Annotated in this window: 24 protein-coding genes; 19 read left to right on the top strand and 5 right to left on the bottom strand. The window is 42.6% G+C overall.

Features of this window, described 5'->3' with window-relative positions:
- The first annotated feature begins 3 nt into the window (after positions 1 to 3).
- The gene (locus tag AC3AQ9_RS14630; RefSeq protein ID WP_488308222.1) at positions 4 to 990 is read left to right on the top strand and encodes an NAD(P)/FAD-dependent oxidoreductase; all 987 of its coding nucleotides are present in this window, start codon (positions 4 to 6) and stop codon (positions 988 to 990) included.
- A 30-nt stretch (positions 991 to 1,020) separates the two neighbouring features.
- On the opposite strand, the gene AC3AQ9_RS14625 is transcribed toward AC3AQ9_RS14630, so the two are convergent.
- Positions 1,021 to 2,523 carry a BCCT family transporter gene (locus tag AC3AQ9_RS14625; RefSeq protein WP_488308221.1) on the bottom strand — a complete coding sequence of 501 codons (1,503 nt, stop codon included), beginning with the start codon at positions 2,521 to 2,523 and terminating at the stop codon, positions 1,021 to 1,023.
- A gap of 219 nt (positions 2,524 to 2,742) precedes the next feature.
- Here AC3AQ9_RS14625 and AC3AQ9_RS14620 point away from each other — a divergent pair, with 219 nt between their 5' ends.
- The gene (locus AC3AQ9_RS14620; RefSeq protein WP_488308220.1) at positions 2,743 to 3,546 is read left to right on the top strand and encodes a 3D domain-containing protein; all 804 of its coding nucleotides are present in this window, start codon (positions 2,743 to 2,745) and stop codon (positions 3,544 to 3,546) included.
- A gap of 115 nt (positions 3,547 to 3,661) precedes the next feature.
- Here AC3AQ9_RS14620 and AC3AQ9_RS14615 read toward each other — a convergent pair whose 3' ends face one another.
- Positions 3,662 to 4,285: a hypothetical protein gene (locus AC3AQ9_RS14615; protein WP_488308219.1), complete on the bottom strand. Its 624-nt coding sequence runs from the start codon at positions 4,283 to 4,285 to the stop codon at positions 3,662 to 3,664.
- A gap of 121 nt (positions 4,286 to 4,406) precedes the next feature.
- On the opposite strand from AC3AQ9_RS14615, the gene AC3AQ9_RS14610 reads away from it, so the two are divergent.
- From AC3AQ9_RS14610 to AC3AQ9_RS14570, 9 genes are all read left to right on the top strand, one after another.
- Positions 4,407 to 5,159, top strand: coding sequence for a gluconate 2-dehydrogenase subunit 3 family protein (locus tag AC3AQ9_RS14610; protein ID WP_488308218.1), 753 nt, complete (start codon positions 4,407 to 4,409; stop codon positions 5,157 to 5,159).
- A gap of 20 nt (positions 5,160 to 5,179) precedes the next feature.
- Entirely contained in the window at positions 5,180 to 6,892 is a 1,713-nt protein-coding gene (locus AC3AQ9_RS14605) for a GMC family oxidoreductase (protein WP_488308217.1), read from the top strand.
- Between the two features lie 18 nt (positions 6,893 to 6,910).
- Entirely contained in the window at positions 6,911 to 7,117 is a 207-nt protein-coding gene (gene tatA, locus AC3AQ9_RS14600; protein ID WP_488308216.1) for a twin-arginine translocase TatA/TatE family subunit, read from the top strand.
- A 10-nt stretch (positions 7,118 to 7,127) separates the two neighbouring features.
- Complete coding sequence (gene tatC, locus AC3AQ9_RS14595; RefSeq protein ID WP_488308215.1) at positions 7,128 to 7,973, top strand: twin-arginine translocase subunit TatC; 846 nt, start codon at positions 7,128 to 7,130, stop codon at positions 7,971 to 7,973.
- 175 nt (positions 7,974 to 8,148) lie between these two features.
- Entirely contained in the window at positions 8,149 to 8,622 is a 474-nt protein-coding gene (locus tag AC3AQ9_RS14590) for a GNAT family N-acetyltransferase (protein ID WP_488308214.1), read from the top strand.
- 153 nt (positions 8,623 to 8,775) lie between these two features.
- Positions 8,776 to 9,189, top strand: coding sequence for an NUDIX hydrolase (locus AC3AQ9_RS14585; protein WP_488308213.1), 414 nt, complete (start codon positions 8,776 to 8,778; stop codon positions 9,187 to 9,189).
- A gap of 33 nt (positions 9,190 to 9,222) precedes the next feature.
- Positions 9,223 to 10,362: a PstS family phosphate ABC transporter substrate-binding protein gene (locus AC3AQ9_RS14580; RefSeq protein WP_488308212.1), complete on the top strand. Its 1,140-nt coding sequence runs from the start codon at positions 9,223 to 9,225 to the stop codon at positions 10,360 to 10,362.
- A 71-nt stretch (positions 10,363 to 10,433) separates the two neighbouring features.
- Positions 10,434 to 10,601: a hypothetical protein gene (locus tag AC3AQ9_RS14575; RefSeq protein WP_488308211.1), complete on the top strand. Its 168-nt coding sequence runs from the start codon at positions 10,434 to 10,436 to the stop codon at positions 10,599 to 10,601.
- A gap of 68 nt (positions 10,602 to 10,669) precedes the next feature.
- Positions 10,670 to 11,617, top strand: coding sequence for a magnesium transporter CorA family protein (locus AC3AQ9_RS14570; RefSeq protein ID WP_488308210.1), 948 nt, complete (start codon positions 10,670 to 10,672; stop codon positions 11,615 to 11,617).
- Positions 11,618 to 11,694: 77 nt separating this feature from the next.
- On the opposite strand, the gene AC3AQ9_RS14565 is transcribed toward AC3AQ9_RS14570, so the two are convergent.
- Positions 11,695 to 12,003: a hypothetical protein gene (locus tag AC3AQ9_RS14565; protein WP_488308287.1), complete on the bottom strand. Its 309-nt coding sequence runs from the start codon at positions 12,001 to 12,003 to the stop codon at positions 11,695 to 11,697.
- A 179-nt stretch (positions 12,004 to 12,182) separates the two neighbouring features.
- On the opposite strand from AC3AQ9_RS14565, the gene AC3AQ9_RS14560 reads away from it, so the two are divergent.
- From AC3AQ9_RS14560 to AC3AQ9_RS14550, 3 genes are all read left to right on the top strand, one after another.
- Positions 12,183 to 12,317 carry an RAxF-45 family protein gene (locus AC3AQ9_RS14560; protein WP_488308209.1) on the top strand — a complete coding sequence of 45 codons (135 nt, stop codon included), beginning with the start codon at positions 12,183 to 12,185 and terminating at the stop codon, positions 12,315 to 12,317.
- A 96-nt stretch (positions 12,318 to 12,413) separates the two neighbouring features.
- Entirely contained in the window at positions 12,414 to 14,048 is a 1,635-nt protein-coding gene (gene abc-f, locus AC3AQ9_RS14555) for a ribosomal protection-like ABC-F family protein (protein ID WP_488308208.1), read from the top strand.
- Between the two features lie 150 nt (positions 14,049 to 14,198).
- A complete protein-coding gene (locus AC3AQ9_RS14550) occupies positions 14,199 to 14,957 on the top strand; it encodes an STAS domain-containing protein (protein WP_488308207.1) in 759 nt (252 codons plus the stop codon).
- Positions 14,958 to 15,040: 83 nt separating this feature from the next.
- On the opposite strand, the gene AC3AQ9_RS14545 is transcribed toward AC3AQ9_RS14550, so the two are convergent.
- Positions 15,041 to 15,382, bottom strand: a complete 342-nt coding sequence (locus AC3AQ9_RS14545; protein ID WP_488308206.1) for a winged helix-turn-helix transcriptional regulator — start codon at positions 15,380 to 15,382, stop codon at positions 15,041 to 15,043.
- 130 nt (positions 15,383 to 15,512) lie between these two features.
- Here AC3AQ9_RS14545 and AC3AQ9_RS14540 point away from each other — a divergent pair, with 130 nt between their 5' ends.
- Positions 15,513 to 16,364: a VOC family protein gene (locus tag AC3AQ9_RS14540; RefSeq protein ID WP_488308205.1), complete on the top strand. Its 852-nt coding sequence runs from the start codon at positions 15,513 to 15,515 to the stop codon at positions 16,362 to 16,364.
- Positions 16,365 to 16,382: 18 nt separating this feature from the next.
- On the opposite strand, the gene AC3AQ9_RS14535 is transcribed toward AC3AQ9_RS14540, so the two are convergent.
- Complete coding sequence (locus AC3AQ9_RS14535; protein WP_488308204.1) at positions 16,383 to 16,667, bottom strand: hypothetical protein; 285 nt, start codon at positions 16,665 to 16,667, stop codon at positions 16,383 to 16,385.
- A 154-nt stretch (positions 16,668 to 16,821) separates the two neighbouring features.
- On the opposite strand from AC3AQ9_RS14535, the gene AC3AQ9_RS14530 reads away from it, so the two are divergent.
- The 4 genes from AC3AQ9_RS14530 to AC3AQ9_RS14515 all read left to right on the top strand — a co-directional run bounded on the left by AC3AQ9_RS14530 (position 16,822) and on the right by AC3AQ9_RS14515 (position 22,249).
- Positions 16,822 to 17,892, top strand: coding sequence for an NAD(P)H-dependent flavin oxidoreductase (locus tag AC3AQ9_RS14530; RefSeq protein ID WP_488308203.1), 1,071 nt, complete (start codon positions 16,822 to 16,824; stop codon positions 17,890 to 17,892).
- A gap of 188 nt (positions 17,893 to 18,080) precedes the next feature.
- The gene (locus AC3AQ9_RS14525) at positions 18,081 to 19,772 is read left to right on the top strand and encodes a hypothetical protein (protein ID WP_488308202.1); all 1,692 of its coding nucleotides are present in this window, start codon (positions 18,081 to 18,083) and stop codon (positions 19,770 to 19,772) included.
- Between the two features lie 115 nt (positions 19,773 to 19,887).
- The gene (locus AC3AQ9_RS14520) at positions 19,888 to 21,015 is read left to right on the top strand and encodes a CAP domain-containing protein (RefSeq protein WP_488308201.1); all 1,128 of its coding nucleotides are present in this window, start codon (positions 19,888 to 19,890) and stop codon (positions 21,013 to 21,015) included.
- A 154-nt stretch (positions 21,016 to 21,169) separates the two neighbouring features.
- On the top strand, positions 21,170 to 22,249 hold the full coding sequence (locus AC3AQ9_RS14515) for an AI-2E family transporter (protein ID WP_488308200.1): 1,080 nt from the start codon (positions 21,170 to 21,172) through the stop codon (positions 22,247 to 22,249).
- The last annotated feature ends 70 nt before the right edge of the window (positions 22,250 to 22,319 follow it).

Genomic DNA, 22,319 nt, shown 5'->3' with positions numbered 1-22,319 from the left:
TAAATGGAAGAACGCGAAATTTTTGATATAACGATTATTGGCGGCGGCCCAACAGGTCTGTTTGCTTCCTTTTACGGCGGTATGCGCAAAATGAAAGTGAAAATCATTGACAGTTTGCCTCAACTGGGCGGGCAGCTGACTGAGCTATACCCGGATAAATTTATTTACGATGTCGGCGGATTCGAAAAGGTGCTGGCAAAAGATTTAGTTGACAATTTGGTGCGTCAAGCAAACTATGGCGACCCGGCTATCTGTTTAGAAGAAACGGTATCAGAGGTGGAGCGAGAAGGCGACCATTTTATGATCCGGACTGATAAAGGCAAGCATTACACGAAATCCATTTTGCTGACAGCAGGAGTCGGAGCATTCCAACCGCGTAAAATTGGCGTAGAAAATTCTGAATCGTTTGAAGGCCAAACGCTGCATTATGGCGTCAAAGATTTAACGATGTTCCACGATAAAAAAGTTGTGGTCCTGGGCGGCGGAGATTCAGCTGTCGATTGGGCAATGATGCTTGAAAACGTAGCTTCCCATGTAATCTTAAGCCATCGCCGTGAAAAAATGACTGCACATGAAGCGAACATTGATACACTTCTTCAATCAAAAGTAGAAGTGAAGAAACCTTATGGTGTGAAGGAACTGGTCGGTGAAAATGGCCAAGTCCGTGAAATCATTCTGGTCGATAAAGAAGGCAATGAAGAGCAGATTGAAGCAGATCACGTTATTGTCAACTATGGCAATATTACTTCGCTTGGACCGATTAAAGAATGGGGCTTAGAGATGGAGAAAAACTCTGTAGTCGTCAATTCGAAAATGGAAACGAGCATTCCAGGGATTTATGCAGCAGGAGACATTGCCACTTACGAAGGCAAAGTGAAGCTGATTGCAGTCGGTTTCGGTGAAGCACCGACAGCGATCAATAACGCAAAAGCATACCTTGATCCAAAATCGAAAATCCAACCCTTGCACAGTACCAGCGTATTCAAATAAAAATGAATCGGCCAAATGGCCGATTCATTTTTATTTTGCCCTTTTTGGTTTATTCACAAGAGGATCTTTCTGTATGGCTTTGAAAAACGATGCCCCCATTAAAAGTATAACTACCGAGAACGGCAAGGCTGCAATGATCAACGCATTTTGGAGGCCTTGTGTCCCGCCGGTATAAAGGACGATGGCTGCAACTGCTGCCTGGATAAAGCCCCAAGTGACCTTTACAAGGTTCGGCGGATTCAGAAGGCCGCCAGTCGTTTGCATGCCCAATACAAACGTCGCTGAATCAGCGGATGTAATGAAGAAGACGCTAATAACAAATAATGTGATGAATGCCATTAATGTGCCTAAGGGATAATGCTGCAGCATTCCGAATGTGGCTGTTTCAATGCTGTATTCCGAAATTTTTGCAATGCCGTTTTGTTCCAAATTCAGTGCGGAGGCGCCGAAGACAGCAAAAAAGATAAAACAGACGAGCGACGGGGCAAATAATACCCCAATCATAAACTCTTTGATTGTTCGGCCTCTTGAAATGCGGGCGATAAAAATTCCGACAAATGGTGCCCATGAAACCCACCAAGCCCAGTAAAAAATGGTCCAGGAATTGACCCATGCCCTTTTCTCAGGATTCTGGGGTTCCAGATTGAAGCTCATATTAAAGAAGTTATTAAGGTAACCGCCGAATGCATCGGTGAACGAATTCAATATGTATAAAGTTGGACCCGCGAAAAGCATCATGAGGAGCAGCACAACTGCTACTATCATATTGATATTGCTTAAGTATTTAATGCCTCTTCCTATCCCTGACCATGCCGAGCCTACATATAAAATAGTTGAAACGGCTAGAATAAGCAGCTGAAAAGTAAAGGTATCCGGTGTGCCAAAAAGAAAAGATAAACCTTCATTCAATTGCGCAGTTCCGAATCCTAAAGTGGAAGCGACACCAACAACAGTCGCAAAAACCGCCAGGACATCAATTAGTTTTCCAGCAAATCCGGCCATGGCCTTTTCGCCGAATAACGGCACCAATGTGGCGCTGATCAAACCGGGAGCGCCGTTATGGAATTTAAAATAAGCAAGGACCAGTGCGACAATCCCGTATACTGCCCAAGCATGCACACCCCAGTGGAAAAAAGAGAACTGCAGGGCTTCGGATATCGCGTCCTGTGAACCGGGTTCTGAACGCGGAGTGCTGGTGAACGCATGGGAAATTGGTTCTGCCGTAGTCCAAAATACAAGTCCCATCCCCATTCCAGCACTGAATAGCATTGCGAACCAGGAAGGCAATGAAAACTCAGGATTTTCATCTGCTTTCCCTAGTTTGATATTTGCATATTTAGAAAAAATCATATAAATGCAAAATGCTAAAATAATAAATACAGTAACTAAATAATACCAGCCGAAAGTATCCGAGATGGCAGCTGTCAGATATCCGGTATACTCATTAAATCTTGTTGGCGAAACAAGTCCCCATACTACCATGCCTAAACACAGTACAAGAGAAACCCAAAAAACAGATGTGACTTTCTTCATTTTTCCCCCTCTTTCATTAAAAAAGCTTACAAATAAACAATAATTCCCCAATAAAGTAGGCATAAACCTAATACTTGAAAAAATCTGCTACATTACAAAGTGTAATAAGAATCAAAATGACGTAACGTAATTGTTATTTTATAACTGTCGTTTTGTCATCGTATTGAAATGTTTAGGTGGTATGATGCTCCTTGTTAGTGAAAAGGAGGAATTTCATTTATGAAAAAACATATCATTGCACTAACTGCAATCGCAGCGTTAAGTGTAGGGGCAGCAGGCCAAGCCAGCGCTCAATCATCGTATACAGTAGAATCTGGAGACACGCTGTGGGGCATTTCACAAGCGCAGAACGTTTCAGTAGAACAATTAAAAGGATGGAACGACTTATCATCGGACCTTATTTACCCGCAGCAACAGCTTGAGCTTGGTTCAACAGAAAAACCAGTAGCAGCAGCTTCGGAAGACAAAGCTACATACACAGTAGCAAGCGGCGATACATTATTCAAAGTCGCGCAAGCACATAATATTTCACTAGAACAATTGATGAGCTGGAATGGAATCACAGGCCATTGGATTTATCCTGGAGACAAATTAGTTGTTAAAGGCGGAACACCAATTTCTGTTCCTAAAGCACCAAAAGAGCAAGCGCCAGCAGCAGCACCTGCACAAGCAGCGGCTAAAGCTCCTGCAAAAGCAGCAGCACCTGCACAAGCGGCAGCATCAACTCAATCAGGCAAAGAAATGACTGTCTCAGCTACAGCTTACACAGCATTCTGCACAGGATGCTCAGGCATTACGGCAACTGGACAAGATTTGCGTTCTAACCCGAACCAAAAAGTAATCGCAGTAGACCCGACCGTTATTCCATTAGGATCAAAAGTTTGGGTTGAAGGCTATGGTACAGCAATCGCTGGCGATACTGGCGGCGCAATCAAAGGAAATAAAATTGATGTATTTATCCCTTCACAAGGTGCAGCTCTTGACTGGGGCCGCAAAACAGTTAATATCAAGATCTTAGATTAATAGAAAAATGCTACAAAGCCGAGGTGACCATTCCCTTGGCCTTTTTTATTGCGCAAAAAAGAGGCAATCCATAGCGGATTGCCTCTTTCTTATTGTCCAGACTCCAACGATTCTCTCATTTTCCTAAAGTGTCTACTGTAATAAGCGGCTGGATTGAATTATCCTTCAACCCGAAACGAATTACATTTTCTCTGCCTTTTTTGTAGTCGGGATCTGTAATCTCCGGATAACGGTTCGTGAGAACGGTAGCGGAAGAACCTTGAATTTTTACTTCATCTCTATGAAAAGGAATAACCTTGTTGTGTACAGCATTTTCCAGGCCGATTTCATCTTTCAATTGCTTCTGGAATTTGTTTAGATATGCCTGATTAAAGCATTCCACTAGAAAAATCATGAAGAAGATGAAAAGAAGGGCGAAAACGAGAGCAAACCAATCATCTAATAGGAAATATAAAGCAACGGCGGGAGCTAATATAAAAAGAAATAAAAACATCATATTGGCTACCCGGTAAAAATAGACTTGCTGTTCCGCTTTTTCGATTTCCAATGAATAATGTTGCTTTAACCTTTCCACATCCATAATCTGATAGCGCTCCAGATCATTTTCAAGCTGTGGATCGAAAACGCGGGTCAATGTGATATCCCGGGTATCCGTATCGAAATAATAGCGCAAATCCAATAAAGAATCTTTCCATCTTAAATACCGGGGCACATCTTTTAAGGATACTTTCAAATCCATTGGAGCCACCCTTTCTTAAGATAATAATATTTTGGTTTTTGCGTGTAAAATTTGATGCAGTAGGTTATAATATTGAAATATTCTTACTATTCTTTTTTTATCATATAAGGAGGCAGGCAGAATGTCAAAAAAAGAAAAGAATTTTTCCAGACGCGACTTTCTAAAGACTTCAGGGATAGCTGCCGGAGCACTAGTGGGCGGAGGGATCATCGGTGGATTGATTGCCAACAATACCGGTACTCAAACTGCTTCTCCCGGCACCGATCCCGCGACTCATGGTGAAACAGGCTCAGCAGGCGGCGTCAGAGGGTTAATGTTTTTCAAAAATGACGCTGAATTCCAGATTCTTGCCCAAGCTACAGAACGGATTTTTCCAGAAGATGATTTGGGTCCTGGCGCAATTGGACTAGGCGTTCCTTACTTTATCGATCAACAATTAGCCGGGGCATATGGTGAAAATTCCAAAGAGTATATGCAAGCACCTTTTTTTGAAGGGGAAAGTACCCAAGGTTATCAAAGCCGGTTAAGAAGGAATGAAATGTTCCGGCAAGGGCTTCAAATCATGCAGCAAGAAGCGCAGAAGCGTTTTAATGCTAACTTTGTTGATCTTGAAGGCGGACAAATGGACGAAATCCTTACCGCTTTCCAAGAAGACGAAATCCAAATGAAAGGGGTTTCTTCGCTATTCTTTTTCCGTCTGTTGCGCATGGCGACATTAGAAGGGGCTTACGCAGACCCGATATATGGCGGCAATCAAAATATGGAAGGATGGAGAATGAAAGGGTTCCCGGGTCATCAAGCATCATACATCAACCAGATTGACAGTGAAGAGTTCCAGGAAATTGATCCGCAATCGCTTGGAATGAGTCACTAACATAAAGAGGGGGAGTCTTAATGGTCACAACTTTGGATAAAGTGGATGTAGTGACAGTTGGGGTAGGTTGGACCGGGGGGATTATTGCAGCAGAATGTGCCAAAGCAGGATTGAAGGTTGTCGGCTTAGAACGCGGCCGGGAACGAAGTACCGCAGATTTTGCCATCGTCCATGACGAATTCCGCTATGCCGTACGTTACGAATTGATGCAGGATTTATCCAGGGAAACTGTAACTTTCCGCAACAATCGGCAACAGCGTGCTTTACCCATGCGCCAAATGGGCTCGTTTTTGCTTGGTGAAGGGTTGGGGGGATCTGGTACTCACTGGAACGGGCAGAACTGGAGATTCTTGCCGTACGATTTTGAAATTAAGACATTGACTGACCAGAAATACGGTGCCAACAAGCTTGCTCCTGAATATACCATTCAGGATTGGGGAATTACTTATGATGAATTGGAGCCTTATTTTGATCGATTTGAAAAAACGGCCGGAATCTCTGGTGAATCTACCAATCCATTTTGGGGACAACGTTCCGCCGAGTATCCCACACCACCGATGAAGAAAACGCCGATTTTACAGAAATTCGAGACGGCAAGCAAAAATCTGGGTTATTCTCCGTTTATGATTCCTTCGGCAAATTTATCGGAAGCATATGAAAACCCAGATGGTGCAAAAATCAATGCCTGCCAATACTGTGGTTTTTGCGAACGTTTCGGCTGTGAATATGGCGCCAAAACTTCTCCGGAAATCACAGTTGTTCCTACAGCATTGAATACGGGAAATTTTGAAATTAAATTCAATGCCAATGCAGTGGAAATCATGAAGCAAGGGGACAAAGTCACCGGTGTCCGTTACTTTGATACGGTCACTTTTGAGGAATTTATCCAACCGGCGGAAGTGGTCGTGCTGACAAGTTATGTCATGAATAATGCTAAATTACTGATGGTATCGAAAATTGGAGAACAATATGACCCGGCAACGGGAAGAGGAACGCTTGGGCGGAATTATGCTTATCAAATTCTGCCAGGAGCATCTGGTTTCTTCGAAGAACAAATGAATGTCTTTATGGGAGCCGGCGCCCTTGGGATGACGGTGGACGATTTTAACGGGGATAATTTTGATCACGCAGATTTGAATTTTATCCATGGAGCTAGTCTTTCCATTACTCAAACAGGAAATCGGCCGATTCTGACAAACCCGATTCCGCCTGATACACCATCTTGGGGAGCGGAATTCAAAAAAGCTTCGATTGAAAATTATACAAGAACGTTGAGTGTAGGTGGGCAAGGAGCTTCTATGCCGCATAAAGAGAACTATATGGCGTTAGACGGTACGTATAAAGATGTTTACGGTGTTCCATTGCTGCAGCTTACGTATAATTTTACCGATCAGGACAAAGCCCTGCACGCTCATCTAGTGGAAAAAGCCGCTGGCATCATGCAGGAAATGGGAGCTAAGACGGTTGTTGGCGGCAGTCCGATTTCTGATTACGATATTGTTCCTTATCAAACGACACATAATACCGGTGGAACAGTAATGGGTTCAGATCCGAATATTAGTGTAGTAAACAATTTCCTGCAGCACTGGGATGCGGAAAATCTTTTTGTAGTGGGAGCAGGAAATTTTGCGCATAACGGGGGTTATAACCCTACAGGAACAGTAGGGGCGCTTGCATACCGATGTGCGGAAGGCGTTATCAATTACAGTAAAAATGGTGGACCACTTGTCTAATAGAGGAGGAGAAAGTTTATGGGAGGATTAGCATCAATCGGCGTACCTGGATTAATCATTATTCTAGTCATCGTCCTTATTTTATTTGGCCCGAAAAAACTGCCGGAAATTGGCGGCGCAGTCGGGAAAACATTTTCGGAATTCAAACGTTCCACCAAAGGACTAATGGATGATGACGAAGACGAAACGCTTGAAAAGCAAGAGAAAAAATCCGAAAAACTATGAAGGTGGTTAAATGGATCCGTATGGAGAACGCAAACTAATTAGCCCACTCAGCAAGAAAGCGGCTCAACCGGAAATACCTGAGGGAAAAATTCCGGAAGAGCCACCGGCCAAGCCGGAACCGCCTAAAATGGAACAACCGGAAGAGCAGGTAGAGAGTTTGGTGGATCATTTAGGTGAACTGAGAAAGCAATTGATAAAGAGCATTTTTGTCTTTTTATTCTTCTTGCTGCTGGTTTTTTCAACCTTGAATTTTTGGTTCCCTTATATCGTAAAAGGGCATGACCTGGTGATTCTGGGGCCTTTGGAAGTCATTAAATTCTATACTTCGATTTCGGCAACGCTAGCACTCGGCCTTTCTTTGCCATTTCTCTGCTATTTTTTATGGCAATTCGTCAAGCCAGGGTTGCTGGAAACGGAAGCAAGGTTTATTGGCTTGTATTCACCGGCCATGCTGATCCTGTTTCTTCTTGGCATCTCGTTTGGCTATTTTATCGTCAATCCATTAAGTTTTCAATTTCTTATCGGAATGGGTGAAGCGAACTTTGCAGTCATGATTTCGGCAAGCGAATACATTCATTTTCTGATCATGACCACCATTCCATTAGGACTTCTTTTTGAAATGCCCATTGTCGCTTTATTTTTGTCCTCAATTGGATTATTAACATCTGAATCGATGAAAAACGTCCGGAAATGGTCGTATTTAGTGATTGCCATTGTCTCGGCTTTAATCACACCTCCGGATTTCATTAGCCAATTGATTGTACTAGTTCCAATGGCTGTTCTTTATGAAGTGAGCATTTATATTGTCAGAAGGATAGAAGTGAAAAAAGCCAATGTTGAATCTTCCGCAACGTAAAACGAGGAAGAGGAAAAGCTGCATTTCGATGCAGTTTTTTTTATTTCAATTTATATGAAAATTCCGATAATTAATGGCATTCCTTTTGAAACTTCTATACACTAAAGAGGTAAGAGAAAGCATAGGGGGAATCCCGTAAAAGTTGCAGCGGGGGACCAAGAGGAGGAGGAGCGGCATGACGATTAAGGTTAAAGAAATAGAGGATCTGAAAACTGTAGACGTTTCAAAATTAGTAGAAGAAAGTGAAGCGGAAGGCTACCGCTTTCTCAGACGGCTTGTCAGCCAATACGAAGATGGCACCAACACATTTAACCAGTCTGGAGAAATATTGTACGGTGTCTGGGATCAACATGGGCACTTAATAGCGATTGGCGGGTTAAACCGGGATCCGTACTCGAACAAAGAAGGAGTCGGCAGGCTTCGCCGCTTTTACATCTCTCCAAGCTCACGAAGACAAGGGATTGGCACATTGCTTTTAAAGGAAATCATTAATCATGGGCGCAATCATTTTAAAGAAATCGTGGTGCGGACAGATTCATCATCTGCGGATGCTTTCTATAGAGCGAATGGCTTTTCTGCAGACCTGGGACTGCCGGAAGCAACCCATGGACTGACGCTGGATAATGGAGTAAGAGAAACGGCACAATGAATCATGATAGAAAGCGGCTTGCTCCTGCAAGCCGCTTTTTGGCATGCCGATGGCAATAGAGGGGATAAATTGAATGAAAACCCCCTGAAACCGGGAAATTATGGTATCTTAAAAAAGAATTTAGTAAATAAAATGTTCTATGGAGGATTTCGAATGGAAATGGCAAATTGGCAAGGAGCGGCAGGCGTCTGCATTAATGATAAACAAGAAATTTTATTGGTTTTGCAAGGCCCGCCAGATGAAGAGAAAAAATGGTCGGTGCCGGCTGCTGGTTTAGAAGAGGGAGAAAGTTTACAGGAATGCTGTAAACGTGAATTCTTTGAAGAAACAGGCCTTATTGTAACAGTAAAAGAAGAAGTGAAAGTCAGGAGCGGTGAATATGAAAATTCAGCCGTGTCGTTTAAAGTGCATTATTTTAAAGTTGAAATCACCGGTGGAGAAATCCGGATGGATGAAAATGACGAATGGATAAAAGCAGTGGCATGGAAATCGATAAGTGAACTAACAGAACTTGATTTAGCTTATCCCGATGACCGAGAATTATTCGAATCATTAGTTCAAAATTAAATTTATTGAAATAAATTTTTATTGGGGGAAAAAATGCTCGTCTTTGGGAAATTTATAGCAGCTTTACTCATATTCGCCGGGATTCTTTTTGTGTTTTTTGGCGGAGCGCTTCACATTTTAAATTCGGGTGAAGTTCATTTATTGGCACTGTTTGGCGCCATCATCATTTCGCTGATCATTCTCTTGGTTTTCATCATGGGGAAGGGAAGCGGGAAAAAGACGGCTGTTTGGATTTCTGTATGTTTAGCGGGAGGATTAGCCTTTGCAGTTCCTCATTATTATAAAGAAAGTTTTTCAAAAGTGAATGATTCAGAAGTAGACCTCTATGCGTATGAACCGTTTAAAGAAAGTGAAAAACTGGCAACACTAGCTCAAGAAGCTTCATTCCAAATTGAGGGGGAAGTGCCGATATTGGACGGGGCAACAGCTCTTTATCCATTATTTGCAGCATTTGCTGAAGCTACTTATCCTGAAGGAGTCTATGACCCTTATGAAGGCCCTGTCGCTACCACAACGACTCCATCGGCTTATAGCCGACTCATTAAAGGAAATGCAGATGTAATTTTTGCCGCTGAGCCTTCAAGCGGCCAAAAACAAGCTGCCAAGGAAGCGGGCGTTGAACTGAAAATGACAGCGATTGGACGTGAAGCCTTTGTGTTTTTCGTCAATTCCCGGAACCCGGTGAATCATTTGTCCAGCAACGATATTCGCGGAATTTACTCAGGAGAGTATGCGAATTGGAAAGAGCTTGGCGGAAAGGATGACGAAATCCGCCCTTTTCAGCGTCCTGAAGATAGTGGAAGCCAAACCATGTTCATTAAATTCATGGAGGATACGGAAATCAAAGAACCTGAAACGGAAGAAGTAGCTGAGGGAATGGGCGGCATGATCGAGGAAGTGGCGAGCTACCGGAACTACAAAAACGCAATCGGCTACACTTTCCGGTTTTATTCTACGGAAATGGTGCGCAATGACAAGATAAAATTGATATCGGTTGATGGCATTGAGCCAAGTATAAAAAATATCCGTTCGGGTGAGTACCCGTTGGCTTCTGAATTCTATGCCATTACAGCGGGGACGGAAAATCCGAATGTGCAGCCATTCATTGATTGGATAATTTCTGAAGAAGGGCAAAAGTTAGTGGAAGACACTGGGTTTGTACCGGTCCAGTAGAAACCGGAAGAAGATTAAATAGCGGCAGAACGGGTATTTATAATGTAAGAACAAGTAGAGGAGAGACGGTTATGAAAAAGGATAAGCAAGATCACGAAGGCGAAGAGCTGATTCCGGAAGTCGAGCCGCGCCGCGATATGCCAGACACCAAAGAATTTGATCCGATGCCGGATAGAGACTTGGAATATGAAGAAAATTCAAACGAAAAATATAGAGACAATCCACCACATGAAAAATGAGGCAAGCCGCTTGCGGCTTGCTTTTTATATAAGTATTTATAATTGCTTAGGTACGAGGGGGAACCGCCATGACACAATATTTATTTGAAAATGCGCTCTGGCAAGAAGAAGGAGATATTGAAGATGAAGATTTCCTTAAATTTTTGCCGAACAATAAAAAAATGCATTCCTGGATTAAAGATTCACGCGACATAACCGTAAATATTTTACATACCGAGACGTCAGAGCGTGGAAAGGAAGCAATCTGGGGATCTCTTATTTATCGTCAAAATCCAAAAATGAAAGACGACTTGAAGGTATTTCATTTTTATTTATCAAAAGACATGTTGGTGACAAACAAGCTGGACTTTGAAACTGATGAGGATTTGGATAAAGAATCTGTTCTTAGGCAAATGAAAGAAACTGAATCCACAATTGAGCTAATGATGATTTTGCTAGGGGATATGATCAGCTCGATTCTCCATAAAATAGATGTATTCGAAGTACAGTTGCGGAATTTGCTATGGGAAATAAGAGAAAGAAACGATAGAAAAACCTTAGATAAGATTGAAGTTGTACGGCATGAAATCCTTTTGTGGAAAAATTTAGTGATGGGCTTTTTAGAAATAAAGATGGCAATTTTTGAGACGTTTGGCGAAGAAGCAGAAAAAGGAAAGGAATATGTGCGGACTTCGGCACGCATTGACCGCTGTATTATGCTAATTCGGTCTTATAAAGATGAGATAAACAATATGGTGGATATGGAAAATGTAGTGGCCAATTACCGGGGAAACGAAATAATGAAAACCTTAACGGTCTTAACTACGCTATTCACTCCGGTGATGGCTTTCGGGGCATTATGGGGGATGAATTTTGAACACATGCCGGAATTGAGCTGGACTTATGGATATTTAGGTTCTCTGATCGTGATTATCGCTTCCACAGTTTTCCTGTACTTTTATTTGAAAAATAGAGGATGGACAGGAGATATATTAAAGACTGCTTTAAGCAAAAGTTCCAAACTGAAAAAACAATAAAAGAAAGCCGTCCCTATTTATTGGGACGGCTCCTTTTTTTGCAGATGGCCAAATAGCTTGAGCTACTTCTAACTTTTCTAATAACGGAATTTATCTTTTTCAAGTTCCTCCAGCAGTCCGGAATAACGATGGAGGTCTTGGTCTCCATGCTTTTCGATGTAGGAGACTATAAGTTCTTTCAATTCTTTTCGCTGGCGTTCAACAGCGACAAGTTTTTCTTTCAACGTCCGCCGTCTCCACATTTCCAGCTCTTTTACATCTTCCATTTTTTCAAACATATCAATTTCCGCAAGCAGTACAAGCGCGGAGTTTTTCTTTTCTTCATACTTTTTCAGCGCTTTTTCAATCTTTTTAGTCTCGTTATCAAAAGCCATTTTTGAGTACATCGACAAGGTACCCACCCGCCTTTCATAGAAACTTTTGTTGATTACCCTTTTCCCTAATTAGCTGTTTTGTAAGCTTTTGTGTATTCTTTTTTTATTATAAATGAGAATATTCTGATTTTCAATTGACGTTTTGTGACAATTCGACTAAGATGGAAGAAATGATAAAGGAGGTGGGTAAGATGAATCAAACTGGTAAGCGCATGACTGAATGTCAGGAGTATCTCTACATTCTTCATGGCGTTACTTTCACAAAAAACGTGCAAGGGACAAGTCTGTCCTTTTTTAGCCAATTGCATGAAGTGAAAAACCAGTGAGAGACATCTGCCTGCAAACGGATTTTAGCAAAGGCATGCGTCTGCGCATGCCTTTTTTGTATTGTATGTGTCTCTTCAAACGAAAGGGAGAGAACAATGATTATCAGCCAATTTCAACAAATTATGTGTCATTTTGCGAATCAGAAGTTATTCAACCATATTAAGGGAGAAGTTGCTGAAGGCCAGCGCATTGGCCTTGTCGGCAGAAACGGAGAAGGAAAAACCACGCTGTTGAATGTCTTGTCCGGAAACCTGCATCCGACAGAAGGAGCCGTTACTTGGAAAAAAGGCTGTGTGATTGGGCTTTTGCAGCAATCACCTAAGGAAAACGGTGAACAAACGGTTCATCAACTACTGAGAAATGTGTTTTCAGAGCTGCTTGCTGTACAGCAACAGCTTGAGAACATGGAAAAACAAATGGGAATGCTGGAGCCCCACGAAATGGAACGGATATTGCGACGGTACGGAACGATGCAAGATGATTTTATCCAGCAGGGCGGCTATGAAATTGAAGTTCGAATCGATCAGATTCTTAATGGCTTGAAAATCCAATCCTTAAAAGAGGAACAGTGGGGCCATCTAAGCGGCGGTGAACGGACAAAAGTAGGGTTGGCAAAACTGCTTTTGCAGGAGCCGGACTTGCTGCTGCTGGATGAGCCGACAAATCATTTAGATTTAGAGGCAATTGAATGGCTTGGTTCTTTTATTAGCCATTACAAAGGAACCATCGTGCTGGTTTCGCATGACCGCTACTTCCTGGATGAAACGGTCACTCAGATATGGGAGTTGGACCAAGGGGATTTGATTCAATACAAAGGAAATTATTCAGCTTATGTAAAAGAGCGCGAAGCCCGTCTGCTGATTGAATTTCAGCAGTACCAGGATCAGCAAAAGAAAATCCAGAAAATGAAAGAAACAATCAAGCGCTTGAAAGAATGGGCAAATCGGGCGAATCCACCGAATGCCGGAATGCACCGACAAGCAAAAAGCATCGAAAAGGCTTTAGCGCGCATTGAGTTGCTCGATCGCCCTGTTCTTTCCAGGAAACAAATGGCCCTCGATTTTCAGATGACCAACCGGAGCGGAAAAGATGTGGTCCGGATGGAGGATGTCTGGAAAGGCTATGGAGAACGGATATTGTTCCACGAATTGAATTTGCATGTCCGTTTCGGAGAACGGGCAGCAATTGTCGGTTCGAACGGCGCTGGAAAAACAACGCTTTTGAATATGATCTTGGACACCGAAAAACCGGATGCGGGAGAAATCATGCTCGGCAGCGGCTTGTCTATCGGCTATTTATCCCAGCATACCTTGGAAATGGATAATGATCGAACTGTCATAGAAGAGTTCCGGGATGTAGTGGCAGTTTCAGAATATGAGGCTCGCCCTCTGTTAGCGAAGTTTTTGTTCTTTGGCAATATGGTGTTTCAGCCGGTGCGCCAGTTGAGCGGAGGAGAGCGAATGCGGCTCCGTCTTGCCCAATTGATGCATATGAACCATAACCTGTTGATTTTAGATGAGCCGACAAACCATTTGGATTTAGAAGCGAAAGAAGTGATGGAAGAAGCCCTTTCCACTTTTCCAGGGACTATCATTTCGGTTTCCCACGACCGCTATTTCCTGGATAAGCTGTTTCCGGTAACTTATTGGCTCTACGATCAATCAATTGAACGGTTTGAAGGGAATTACTCTTTCGCTAAAGAAAAAAAGCAGAGTGTCAACATCGGCTAAAGAGAAACTGCAATCAGTAAAGGTTCTTCATCCACGCTGGTTGTTAAGGCAGGATAAAAAGTATTTTCTTATATTCAGCCAGAAAGCTTAAAGCTGTGGAATAATGGGTATAACTAAACATTAAAGACTTACTAAATAAGGTGGAAACTAATGGCTGCTATAGGAACAATACCCGATAATATATCCATGCTGAATGCTTTAGATCATATTGGCGAAACGATACTAATTGCTGATAACACATATACAATAAAATGGATGAATTCAGAAGCATGCAGCTTGCTGACGGAAATTGCCCCATTATATGGCATGAATGAGTGCGAAGAATTCATCGGCTTGAATATGGATGTTTTTCATTCTTATCCGTCGCATCAAAGAGAGTTGATGAATAATCTGACGGAAGCGCACCGAGCGCGGATTAATATACGCAATGAATTTGTCACAGATATTGTTATTACACCGATTAAAGATAAGGACGAGGAAATTTTCGGGTATATCGTAATGCTGATGGATGTTACCACACAGGCGGAAGAGCAAAAGCGCAATGAGAAGCTGATTAAGGAATTGTCTATTCCAATACTGCATATTTGGGATAAAACAATCGCGCTGCCGTTAATCGGTGAATTTGATAAATACCGTTCAGACGAGTTGATTGCTACAGTATTGACGGAATGTGCTGACAAAAACATAGAACATGTGCTGGTTGATTTAAGCGGCATTACAGAATTTGAACCGCAGATCCGGTATCAAATTCAGATGATGACGGACAGCTTGAAACTAATCGGAACGAATTGCATTTTAGTAGGCATCAGTCCGAAGCTGGCGATGTCCATTGTATCGCTTGAAAGCACTACCCGCACATTCAGTTCCGCGTATGCCGGATTGAAACACATTATCGAACTCCAGAAGTGAACAATGAAAAGCGGAGGCGGCCGTTTAGACCCAACAGGTTTAAACAAAAATAAAACAGCTTATCCGAAAGAGGATAAGCTGTTTTATTTTATTTCCAATGTTTCCACCGTTTCGGCCGGTTCAATCCAGGTTTGTGACCAATTTTGGATTTCATCCATTACGGGTTTTAAAGAAAGCCCTTTTTCGGTCAGCTCATACTCGATCCGAACAGGGGTTTCTGGATAAACGGTGCGGGTGACAAGTCCTTGAGCTTCCAGATTCTTCAATCGTTCCGACAAGAGGCGGCCACTAATACCGATAACTTCAGTTAAATGGCTAAAGCGTTGAGGTCCGGATAAAAGCTGATAAATGATCAAACCGGTCCATCGTTGGCTTAAAAGCGAAATTGCACTTTCAAATCGGGGACAAATGACACTTGTGTCCATTCACATCACTCCTTTTTTATATAATAGCACAACTAGCTTGTGGAATAAAAGAATAAGGTTACTTGACACATTCAACTTCTTTTAATATAATTGGTTACATAAAGTAACTAAAGAAATGAGGCCGTTAATAATGAATTTTCACGAAAAACCGGTAACGTATGTTGGAGAAGTAGGATTAAAAGTATTAAATTTAAAGGAAATGACTGATTTTTATAAAGAAGTTATCGGATTAGAAGTAATGGATGAAACAGAAAGCACAACTGTATTAGGGGCAGGCGGGAAAGCACTATTAAAGCTTGAAGCCATCGATGGATTAACTCCAAAAAGAGGCCGGTATGCCGGACTGTACCATTTGGCGATTTTACTGCCGAACCGGAAAGAATTAGCGAAATCACTGATTCACCTGCATAACCAAGGAATTCGTCTTGGTTCTTCCGACCATTTGGTCAGTGAAGCTTTGTACTTGAGTGATCCGGAAGGCAATGGCATTGAAATATACCGGGACCGGGAGCCTGAGGAATGGAATTGGAACGGTGGCCAAGTGGATATGGCCGTTGACCCAATTGATGCAGAAGGTCTTGTGCGGACAGCACAGGAAGCAGGAGAAGCTTGGCAGGGAATGCCTGCAGGAACTGTAATGGGACATATCCATCTTCATGTTTCAAACTTGCAGGAAGCACAAAAATTCTATGTGGATGGTCTTGGATTTGAAGTCGTCACGTCAATGAGCGGACAGGCATTGTTCCTCGCGGATCAGAAGTACCACCACCACATTGGCTTGAATATCTGGAACGGCGTCGGTATACCGGCACTTCCAGAAAAAGAGGCGGGCTTGCACTACTATACATTGGTTCTGGAAAATGAAGAAAAACGCAGCCGCTTGGCTGAACATCTCCAAACAATGGGAGCAGAAGTCACTGAACATGCAAATTATCTTGAAACAAAAGATCCATCCGGAAACTTAATCCGTTTAATGGTCTAACAAACAAAGCCGACTCTATCAATCAGAGTCGGCTTTATTTATTGTTGGAAAAGGTCTTTCACAACTCTCATCAAAATTGCGAAATGGATTTTCGTTTTTTACTTTAGCTGTATTAATGGGGCTAACTGCTGCTTTAAAAGCATCTGTTTCTTCTATTGGATGATTCTGCCGTGTTTCCATATATGCATACATTCTTTCCTGGCTTTTCAATTCTTCGAGTGGATTGCCAGAATAAGATAAAAGGATTAATCCAAATGCGCCGACGATTAAAGTGATGCCCAAAAGCGAAAGGAATCCCTTCATAAATAAATCCCGCCTTTTTATATTTGCTCTATTTACTTATGATTTAGAACGAATCTGAAAATAGAAAGTTCCCTCTTGCTGAATATGACTGCTATAGCGATACTAGAAGGAAGAAAAGTTTGTGCATATCAGATCAAAAAGGGGAGGAATGACAATGATTACATTGGATACGAAAATTTGCCGGCTTCTTGGCATCCAATATCCGATTATCCAAGCGGGCATGGCGGGTGGCCCGACTACTGTGGAATTGGTGACAGCTGTGAGTGAAGCGGGCGGCCTTGGCACCTTGGGAGCAGCTTATATGGCTCCGGATGCATTAAAAGAAGCTATTGCTGACATTAAGGCACGGACGTTGAAGCCTTTTGCAGTAAATATTTTTGCTTCAAATGAAAAAGACGACTTCAGCCGGTTGGAAGAAGTACAGAAAGCATTAAGCCCTTTTCGTTCCAAATTGAAAATAGAGGAAGTGTCCTCTTCATATTCTTCTCCTGACTGGAGCAAAGAGCAGTTCCAAATTTGCATCGAAGAAGGCGTGCCGATCATCAGCACGGCTTTTGGCTGTTTGTCTCCTGGTCAAATGAAGACAGCCAAGGAGCGGGGAGTAAAAGTGATCACAATGGTCACCACAGTAAAAGAAGCATTGCAAGCCGAACAAGCCGGTGCCGATGCGGTAGTTGCACAAGGGAGTGAAGCAGGCGGCCATCGCAGTACATTCTCGGTGGAACAGCATCCAAATGGAGCATTGATCGGAACCATGTCATTGATCCCTCAAGTTGCGGATGCTGTTCGCATTCCTGTGATTGCAGCAGGAGGAATTGTGGACGGGCGGGGACTCATTTCTTCGCTTGTTTTAGGTGCGCAGGCGGTGCAAGTCGGCACCCGTTTTCTAAGTGCCAAAGAATCCGGAGCTCATCGTGTTTACAAACAGGCGATTTTTGACAGCACTGAAGAAAGTACAGTGATCACCAAAAGCTTTTCAGGAAGGCCGGCCCGTGGAATCCAGAATCGATTTATCGAAGAATTTGAGAGCTCAAAGGTTGCTCCGTTGCCATTTCCTTCTCAAAATACCATTACGAAAGATATTCGGGCTGCTGCTGCTCGAAATAACGATCCGGAATTTATGTCATTATGGGCTGGCCAGTCAACCCGTTCATTAACGGAAGAGCGAAGTGCATCAGAAATACTGGAGTCCATCATCGGACAGGCACAGCAAATTCTCCGATAGCATGGTATTAAATAGAATGAATGGCTACTTTGATTCGATTTCTTCTAGGGAAAATCGTTTTTTTATTGTTCGAAGCCACTAGACAAAATAGTGGAATAGCTGTGCTTTTGTGATGGAGTGAAACTTATAAGCCGCTTGCCCGTATACTTACTATAAGAAAAAAGCTGGAATTTAAAGGGGAATTTGTTATGGGAAGTATATTGTTGTTTGCAGCTGCAGTGTCCATCGCGGCAACATTGGTTATTATGCCGCTGACAGGAACTATTGGCGGAAAAAAAGAGAAGGACAAACTTGCCTCATCGTTTATGATACCTGGAATAATTTTTGTTTTTATTATTAGCACATTCATCGTGGCAGGCTACTACTATTTTGCGAATCTGGATAGGAACTTAATGTCGCTGTGGCCAGTATTGTTAGTGATCACAGCTCTTGGTGCACTGTTCTCACGCGGCAGTGAACAGAAACTGAAATCGCTATTGTTTTTAGGAGCAGTGGCGTTTGCGGGATATATACTAACAGCGCCTTTGTTCAATGCTTCTGAAAAATATGAAGCAGTGGCAATGGAGGAGCAAGTGGAAATTGAGGCGTTCGATGAAATGCAGACACCCGCCAGTGTACCGCCGAAGTTCGCGCGCAACAAAATGAAAAAAGCATTCGGGCAAGTGCCCGATACAAGTTATTATGAACTCGGAAGCCTGCAAGTCCAAAAAGTCGGGGGAGAATATGTGTATATTGCTCCCGTGGAGTTTTCCGGATTTTTCAAATGGTGGAACGGAGATTCGACTCCGGGTTATTTTACTATGAGTGCCACCGATGCATCGGCAAATCCGAAATTTGTTAAAGCGGAAATGAGTTATACGCCATCTTCTTATTTCAATAAGGACATCGAGCGCCATATGCGCCTGGAAAATCCGCAAGCGATTTTTTATGGGGATTCACAGCTGGAAATCGATGACAGTGGAAAGCCGTTTTATATCCGCTCCTATGGTGAATTCATCTCTGCACGAAATGGTTTTGCAGTAAAAGGGATTATGGCAGTAGATCCGGCAACAGGCCAGGCGGAGAGTTATCCACTTAAAAAAGTTCCAGCATTTATTGATGGAGCAGTTTCACCGGAATCGGTCAGCTTGGAAAACAGTTATTATGGGAACTATGTCCATGGCTTCTGGAACAGCAAGTTCGGTAAAAAAGATGTAAAGCTACCATCAAATGAAGGAACGGAAGAAAATGTCAGCCCGATTTTTGATGCGGAAGGTGACATGTATTACTTCACCGACTTTACAAGCCCGAAAGAAGGAGTCGACTCGATGCTTGGTTATTCCTTAACGAATGCCCGCACAGGAGATTCTACTTATTTCACTGGTAATATGGAAGATTCCTATATGGATTCGCAAGGGAACTTGCAGATTATTGAAAAGCAATTCATCGAAAAAGAATGGGCAGGTGAAATGCCGGTACTGTACAATTTCTACGGAGAAGCGAGCTGGCTGACACCAGTGCTTGACTCGAATGGCTTTTTACAGAATTACTTTATCGTTTCTGCCGCCAATCCGGAAATTTCCGTTTTTGCTGCCACTCCGAACGAAGCGTTGCAATTGTATAAAACCGCACTTCAAAGAGGCGGAAGTACAGTCGATGGAAGCTCGGACGCTGAAGAAGCAACGGCTTCAGGCACTATCGAACGAGTATTTAAAGAAAAAGCTGGAGATTTTACGGTAGTATCATTTTTATTGGAGGATGGGACGAATTTTATTGTTTCTTCTGAGAATGTGCCATTAGCTATTTACTTAAAAGAAACGGATCAAGTGCAAGTGACTTATTTAAAAACAGCGGATTTGTTCTTGCCAGTAAAAGAAATGACGATCAAAGGACTTGAATGAAAAATAGATAACCCTTCCGCTTGTTGAGCGGAAGGAGTTTTTCTGCTCAATAGAGAAACTTAATACTTTATAGAACTTCCTTTTACGATTAAACTGTTGGGAAGAGGTGATGTGCGTGCGAAAAGTATTTTGGATGATTATATTGCTTGTGCTTGTTTATTTCGCACGGCCGCTTTGGGAAGATCAGGCAAGTGAATACGTGGATTTGAGCTTTTTGGATGCAGTTGACCAAAAAATGGCTTTAGTCACCGATGTTCCCGCAGTGACAGAAGCGTTAGACCAGGCCAAGCAGTTCACCGTCCAAGTTGGTGGCCAACTGCAATCTTTTGTCAGCAAAAGCTCTGCTGAAATGCCTGCTGCGGTAGAAAAACCGGAACTGGCTGAAACGGAATCGCTATTTGCCGTCCATAATGTGACTCTGGGGATGACCAAAGAAGAAGCGCAGGCCATAGTCGGTTTGCCTCTCCGGTTGATGGAGAATGAGTATGGCTCTGATTGGCATAGCTACCATCAAAACTATCAAAATTACGTGTTGCTGTCTTATGATCAAAATGGAAAAGTCAATGGCATGTTCACCAATCAGGATCTTATATCGTCTACAAAAGAAATTACGATGCAATCCAATAAATCCGAGGTTCGCTCAGCACTTGGTGTTCCTTTGAAAAGCCTTCAAAAAGGGAATGTCCAATACATATTGGATACCCGTGAAGAGTATGATGTGTTCAAAATCGATTCTATTTATGTAACCGTATTCTATGACATCCATGAAGAAGACACCGTCACAGCCATTCAAGTGATTGACGGAGAATTGGAAGAGCAACGGGCGAAGATTTATGCGAAGCCGAGCGAAGAACTGAAAGAAGGATTTGAATTTTTGCTGTTCGAGTTGACCAATTCAGCGCGCATCCAAAGAGGACTGCCCTTATTGAAGTGGGATGAAACGACACGGACAACAGCCCGCAAACATAGCGGAGATATGGCGAAGAACGGTTACTTCAGCCATACGAACCAAGCGGGGAAATCACCATTTGATCGCATGAGCGATGATGGCATTACGTTCTTTGTAGCCGGCGAAAACTTGGCTTACGGCCAGTACAGCAGCATTTTTGCTCATGAAGGATTGATGAATTCAATGGGCCACCGCAAAAATATTGTGAAGCCGGACTTTGGTTATTTGGGAGTCGGCGTAGCTTTCAATTCGGAACATCAGCCATATTTTACTGCCAATTTCTTTAATAGATAATGGAAAAAGCATCTGTGAAAATTTTGCAGATGCTTTTTTATCTGTTTGGGCATGAAAAGTTTGACCGGATAGAAAGTTCGTTCCTATAAGGAAATGAAATGGCGCATTTTCATGGTAAACTGGGTATACAGAAAAAAGAAAGGAAGTGAGCTGTGTGACAAACAAACTTTGGTTTCAAGCAGGTATAGGCATTATTTTGGCTTTAGTCATTATTCGCTTATTTATAGAAGTCCAAGCCATATTTGATCCATTTTTCATTATTGCACAAACCATATTCGTGCCATTGCTGCTTGGAGGCGTTCTTTTTTATCTGAGCCGCCCATTGCTCCATATTTTAGAGAAAAGGAAATTTCCAAGATGGGCAGGAGTCCTGACAATTCTGCTGCTGATTGTCCTTGTTTTTTACTTGCTGTATGCCATGATTGGGCCGATGGTAACTAAGCAAATCAATGCACTCGTTGAAAATGCACCGGAAATCATTCAAGACGTAGAAGAATACGCCCAGTACTTGTTCGATCAGCGTAATCGCTTGCCTGCTTCAATTGAAGAGCAGATCAATAGCATGTCCGGACAATTGGGCGACTGGGCCAGCACGATAGGGTCATGGGTTCTTTCATTCCTGGCAAGTTTTATTTCAGGTGTAGTTACGCTTGTCCTTGTGCCGTTCTTCTTGATTTACCTTCTTTTAGACCATCAGAAGTTTGCGCCGTTCATTGCCGGATTTTTTAAAGGAGAGCGCAAAACGTGGATTCGAAAAACCTTAAGTGACGTCGATAATACACTGCGCTCCTATATCCAAGGGCAGCTCTTTGTCAGCTTTTTAGTCGGCATCATGCTGCTGATCGGGTATCTGATCATCGGACTGGAATATGCGTTATTGCTTTCAATCATCGGGATGGCCACCAATGTTATTCCGTTTCTCGGACCATATATTGCGGTAATTCCAGCCATTATCATTGCACTCGTACAAGACCCGATTATGGCTGTGTACGTGGCAATCATCATGCTGATTGCTCAGCAGATTGAGAGTAACCTCATCACGCCGAACGTCATGGGCAACGCGCTGGATGTTCATCCATTGACCGTCATCACTTTAATTTTAGCTGCTGGAAATATAGCGGGATTATGGGGAATTATTCTTGCCATTCCGGTTTATGCAGTTATCAAAACGATTGCCAAAAATGTTTATGCACGCCGACAAGAAATACGTGATACGGCGACAAAAGAAGTATAATGCAACACTCTGCAATTAATTTTGCAGGGTGTTTTTTATTGATGGATATTGCTTGACGAATAATAGTATA

This window comes from Planococcus sp. VCh962 (genome assembly GCF_057748275.1).
Note: the sequence above shows the minus strand (reverse complement) of the source record. Positions and strands in the feature narration are given on the sequence as shown.

Excerpts from the sequence above, each read along its gene's own strand:
- AC3AQ9_RS14560 (WP_488308209.1), top strand. The coding sequence starts at position 12,183 with ATGAATCAAACTGGTAAGCGCATGACTGAATGTCAGGAGTATCTCTAC.
- AC3AQ9_RS14535 (WP_488308204.1), bottom strand. The coding sequence starts at position 16,667 with ATGAAGGGATTCCTTTCGCTTTTGGGCATCACTTTAATCGTCGGCGCA.
- AC3AQ9_RS14610 (WP_488308218.1), top strand. The coding sequence starts at position 4,407 with ATGTCAAAAAAAGAAAAGAATTTTTCCAGACGCGACTTTCTAAAGACT.
- AC3AQ9_RS14605 (WP_488308217.1), top strand. The coding sequence starts at position 5,180 with ATGGTCACAACTTTGGATAAAGTGGATGTAGTGACAGTTGGGGTAGGT.
- AC3AQ9_RS14580 (WP_488308212.1), top strand. The coding sequence starts at position 9,223 with ATGCTCGTCTTTGGGAAATTTATAGCAGCTTTACTCATATTCGCCGGG.
- AC3AQ9_RS14550 (WP_488308207.1), top strand. The coding sequence starts at position 14,199 with ATGGCTGCTATAGGAACAATACCCGATAATATATCCATGCTGAATGCT.
- tatC (WP_488308215.1), top strand. The coding sequence starts at position 7,128 with ATGGATCCGTATGGAGAACGCAAACTAATTAGCCCACTCAGCAAGAAA.
- AC3AQ9_RS14620 (WP_488308220.1), top strand. The coding sequence starts at position 2,743 with ATGAAAAAACATATCATTGCACTAACTGCAATCGCAGCGTTAAGTGTA.
- AC3AQ9_RS14625 (WP_488308221.1), bottom strand. The coding sequence starts at position 2,523 with ATGAAGAAAGTCACATCTGTTTTTTGGGTTTCTCTTGTACTGTGTTTA.
- tatA (WP_488308216.1), top strand. The coding sequence starts at position 6,911 with ATGGGAGGATTAGCATCAATCGGCGTACCTGGATTAATCATTATTCTA.
- AC3AQ9_RS14590 (WP_488308214.1), top strand. The coding sequence starts at position 8,149 with ATGACGATTAAGGTTAAAGAAATAGAGGATCTGAAAACTGTAGACGTT.
- AC3AQ9_RS14630 (WP_488308222.1), top strand. The coding sequence starts at position 4 with ATGGAAGAACGCGAAATTTTTGATATAACGATTATTGGCGGCGGCCCA.
- AC3AQ9_RS14565 (WP_488308287.1), bottom strand. The coding sequence starts at position 12,003 with ATGTACTCAAAAATGGCTTTTGATAACGAGACTAAAAAGATTGAAAAA.
- AC3AQ9_RS14615 (WP_488308219.1), bottom strand. The coding sequence starts at position 4,285 with ATGGATTTGAAAGTATCCTTAAAAGATGTGCCCCGGTATTTAAGATGG.
- AC3AQ9_RS14545 (WP_488308206.1), bottom strand. The coding sequence starts at position 15,382 with ATGGACACAAGTGTCATTTGTCCCCGATTTGAAAGTGCAATTTCGCTT.
- AC3AQ9_RS14575 (WP_488308211.1), top strand. The coding sequence starts at position 10,434 with ATGAAAAAGGATAAGCAAGATCACGAAGGCGAAGAGCTGATTCCGGAA.
- AC3AQ9_RS14525 (WP_488308202.1), top strand. The coding sequence starts at position 18,081 with ATGGGAAGTATATTGTTGTTTGCAGCTGCAGTGTCCATCGCGGCAACA.
- AC3AQ9_RS14530 (WP_488308203.1), top strand. The coding sequence starts at position 16,822 with ATGATTACATTGGATACGAAAATTTGCCGGCTTCTTGGCATCCAATAT.
- AC3AQ9_RS14570 (WP_488308210.1), top strand. The coding sequence starts at position 10,670 with ATGACACAATATTTATTTGAAAATGCGCTCTGGCAAGAAGAAGGAGAT.
- AC3AQ9_RS14540 (WP_488308205.1), top strand. The coding sequence starts at position 15,513 with ATGAATTTTCACGAAAAACCGGTAACGTATGTTGGAGAAGTAGGATTA.
- abc-f (WP_488308208.1), top strand. The coding sequence starts at position 12,414 with ATGATTATCAGCCAATTTCAACAAATTATGTGTCATTTTGCGAATCAG.
- AC3AQ9_RS14585 (WP_488308213.1), top strand. The coding sequence starts at position 8,776 with ATGGAAATGGCAAATTGGCAAGGAGCGGCAGGCGTCTGCATTAATGAT.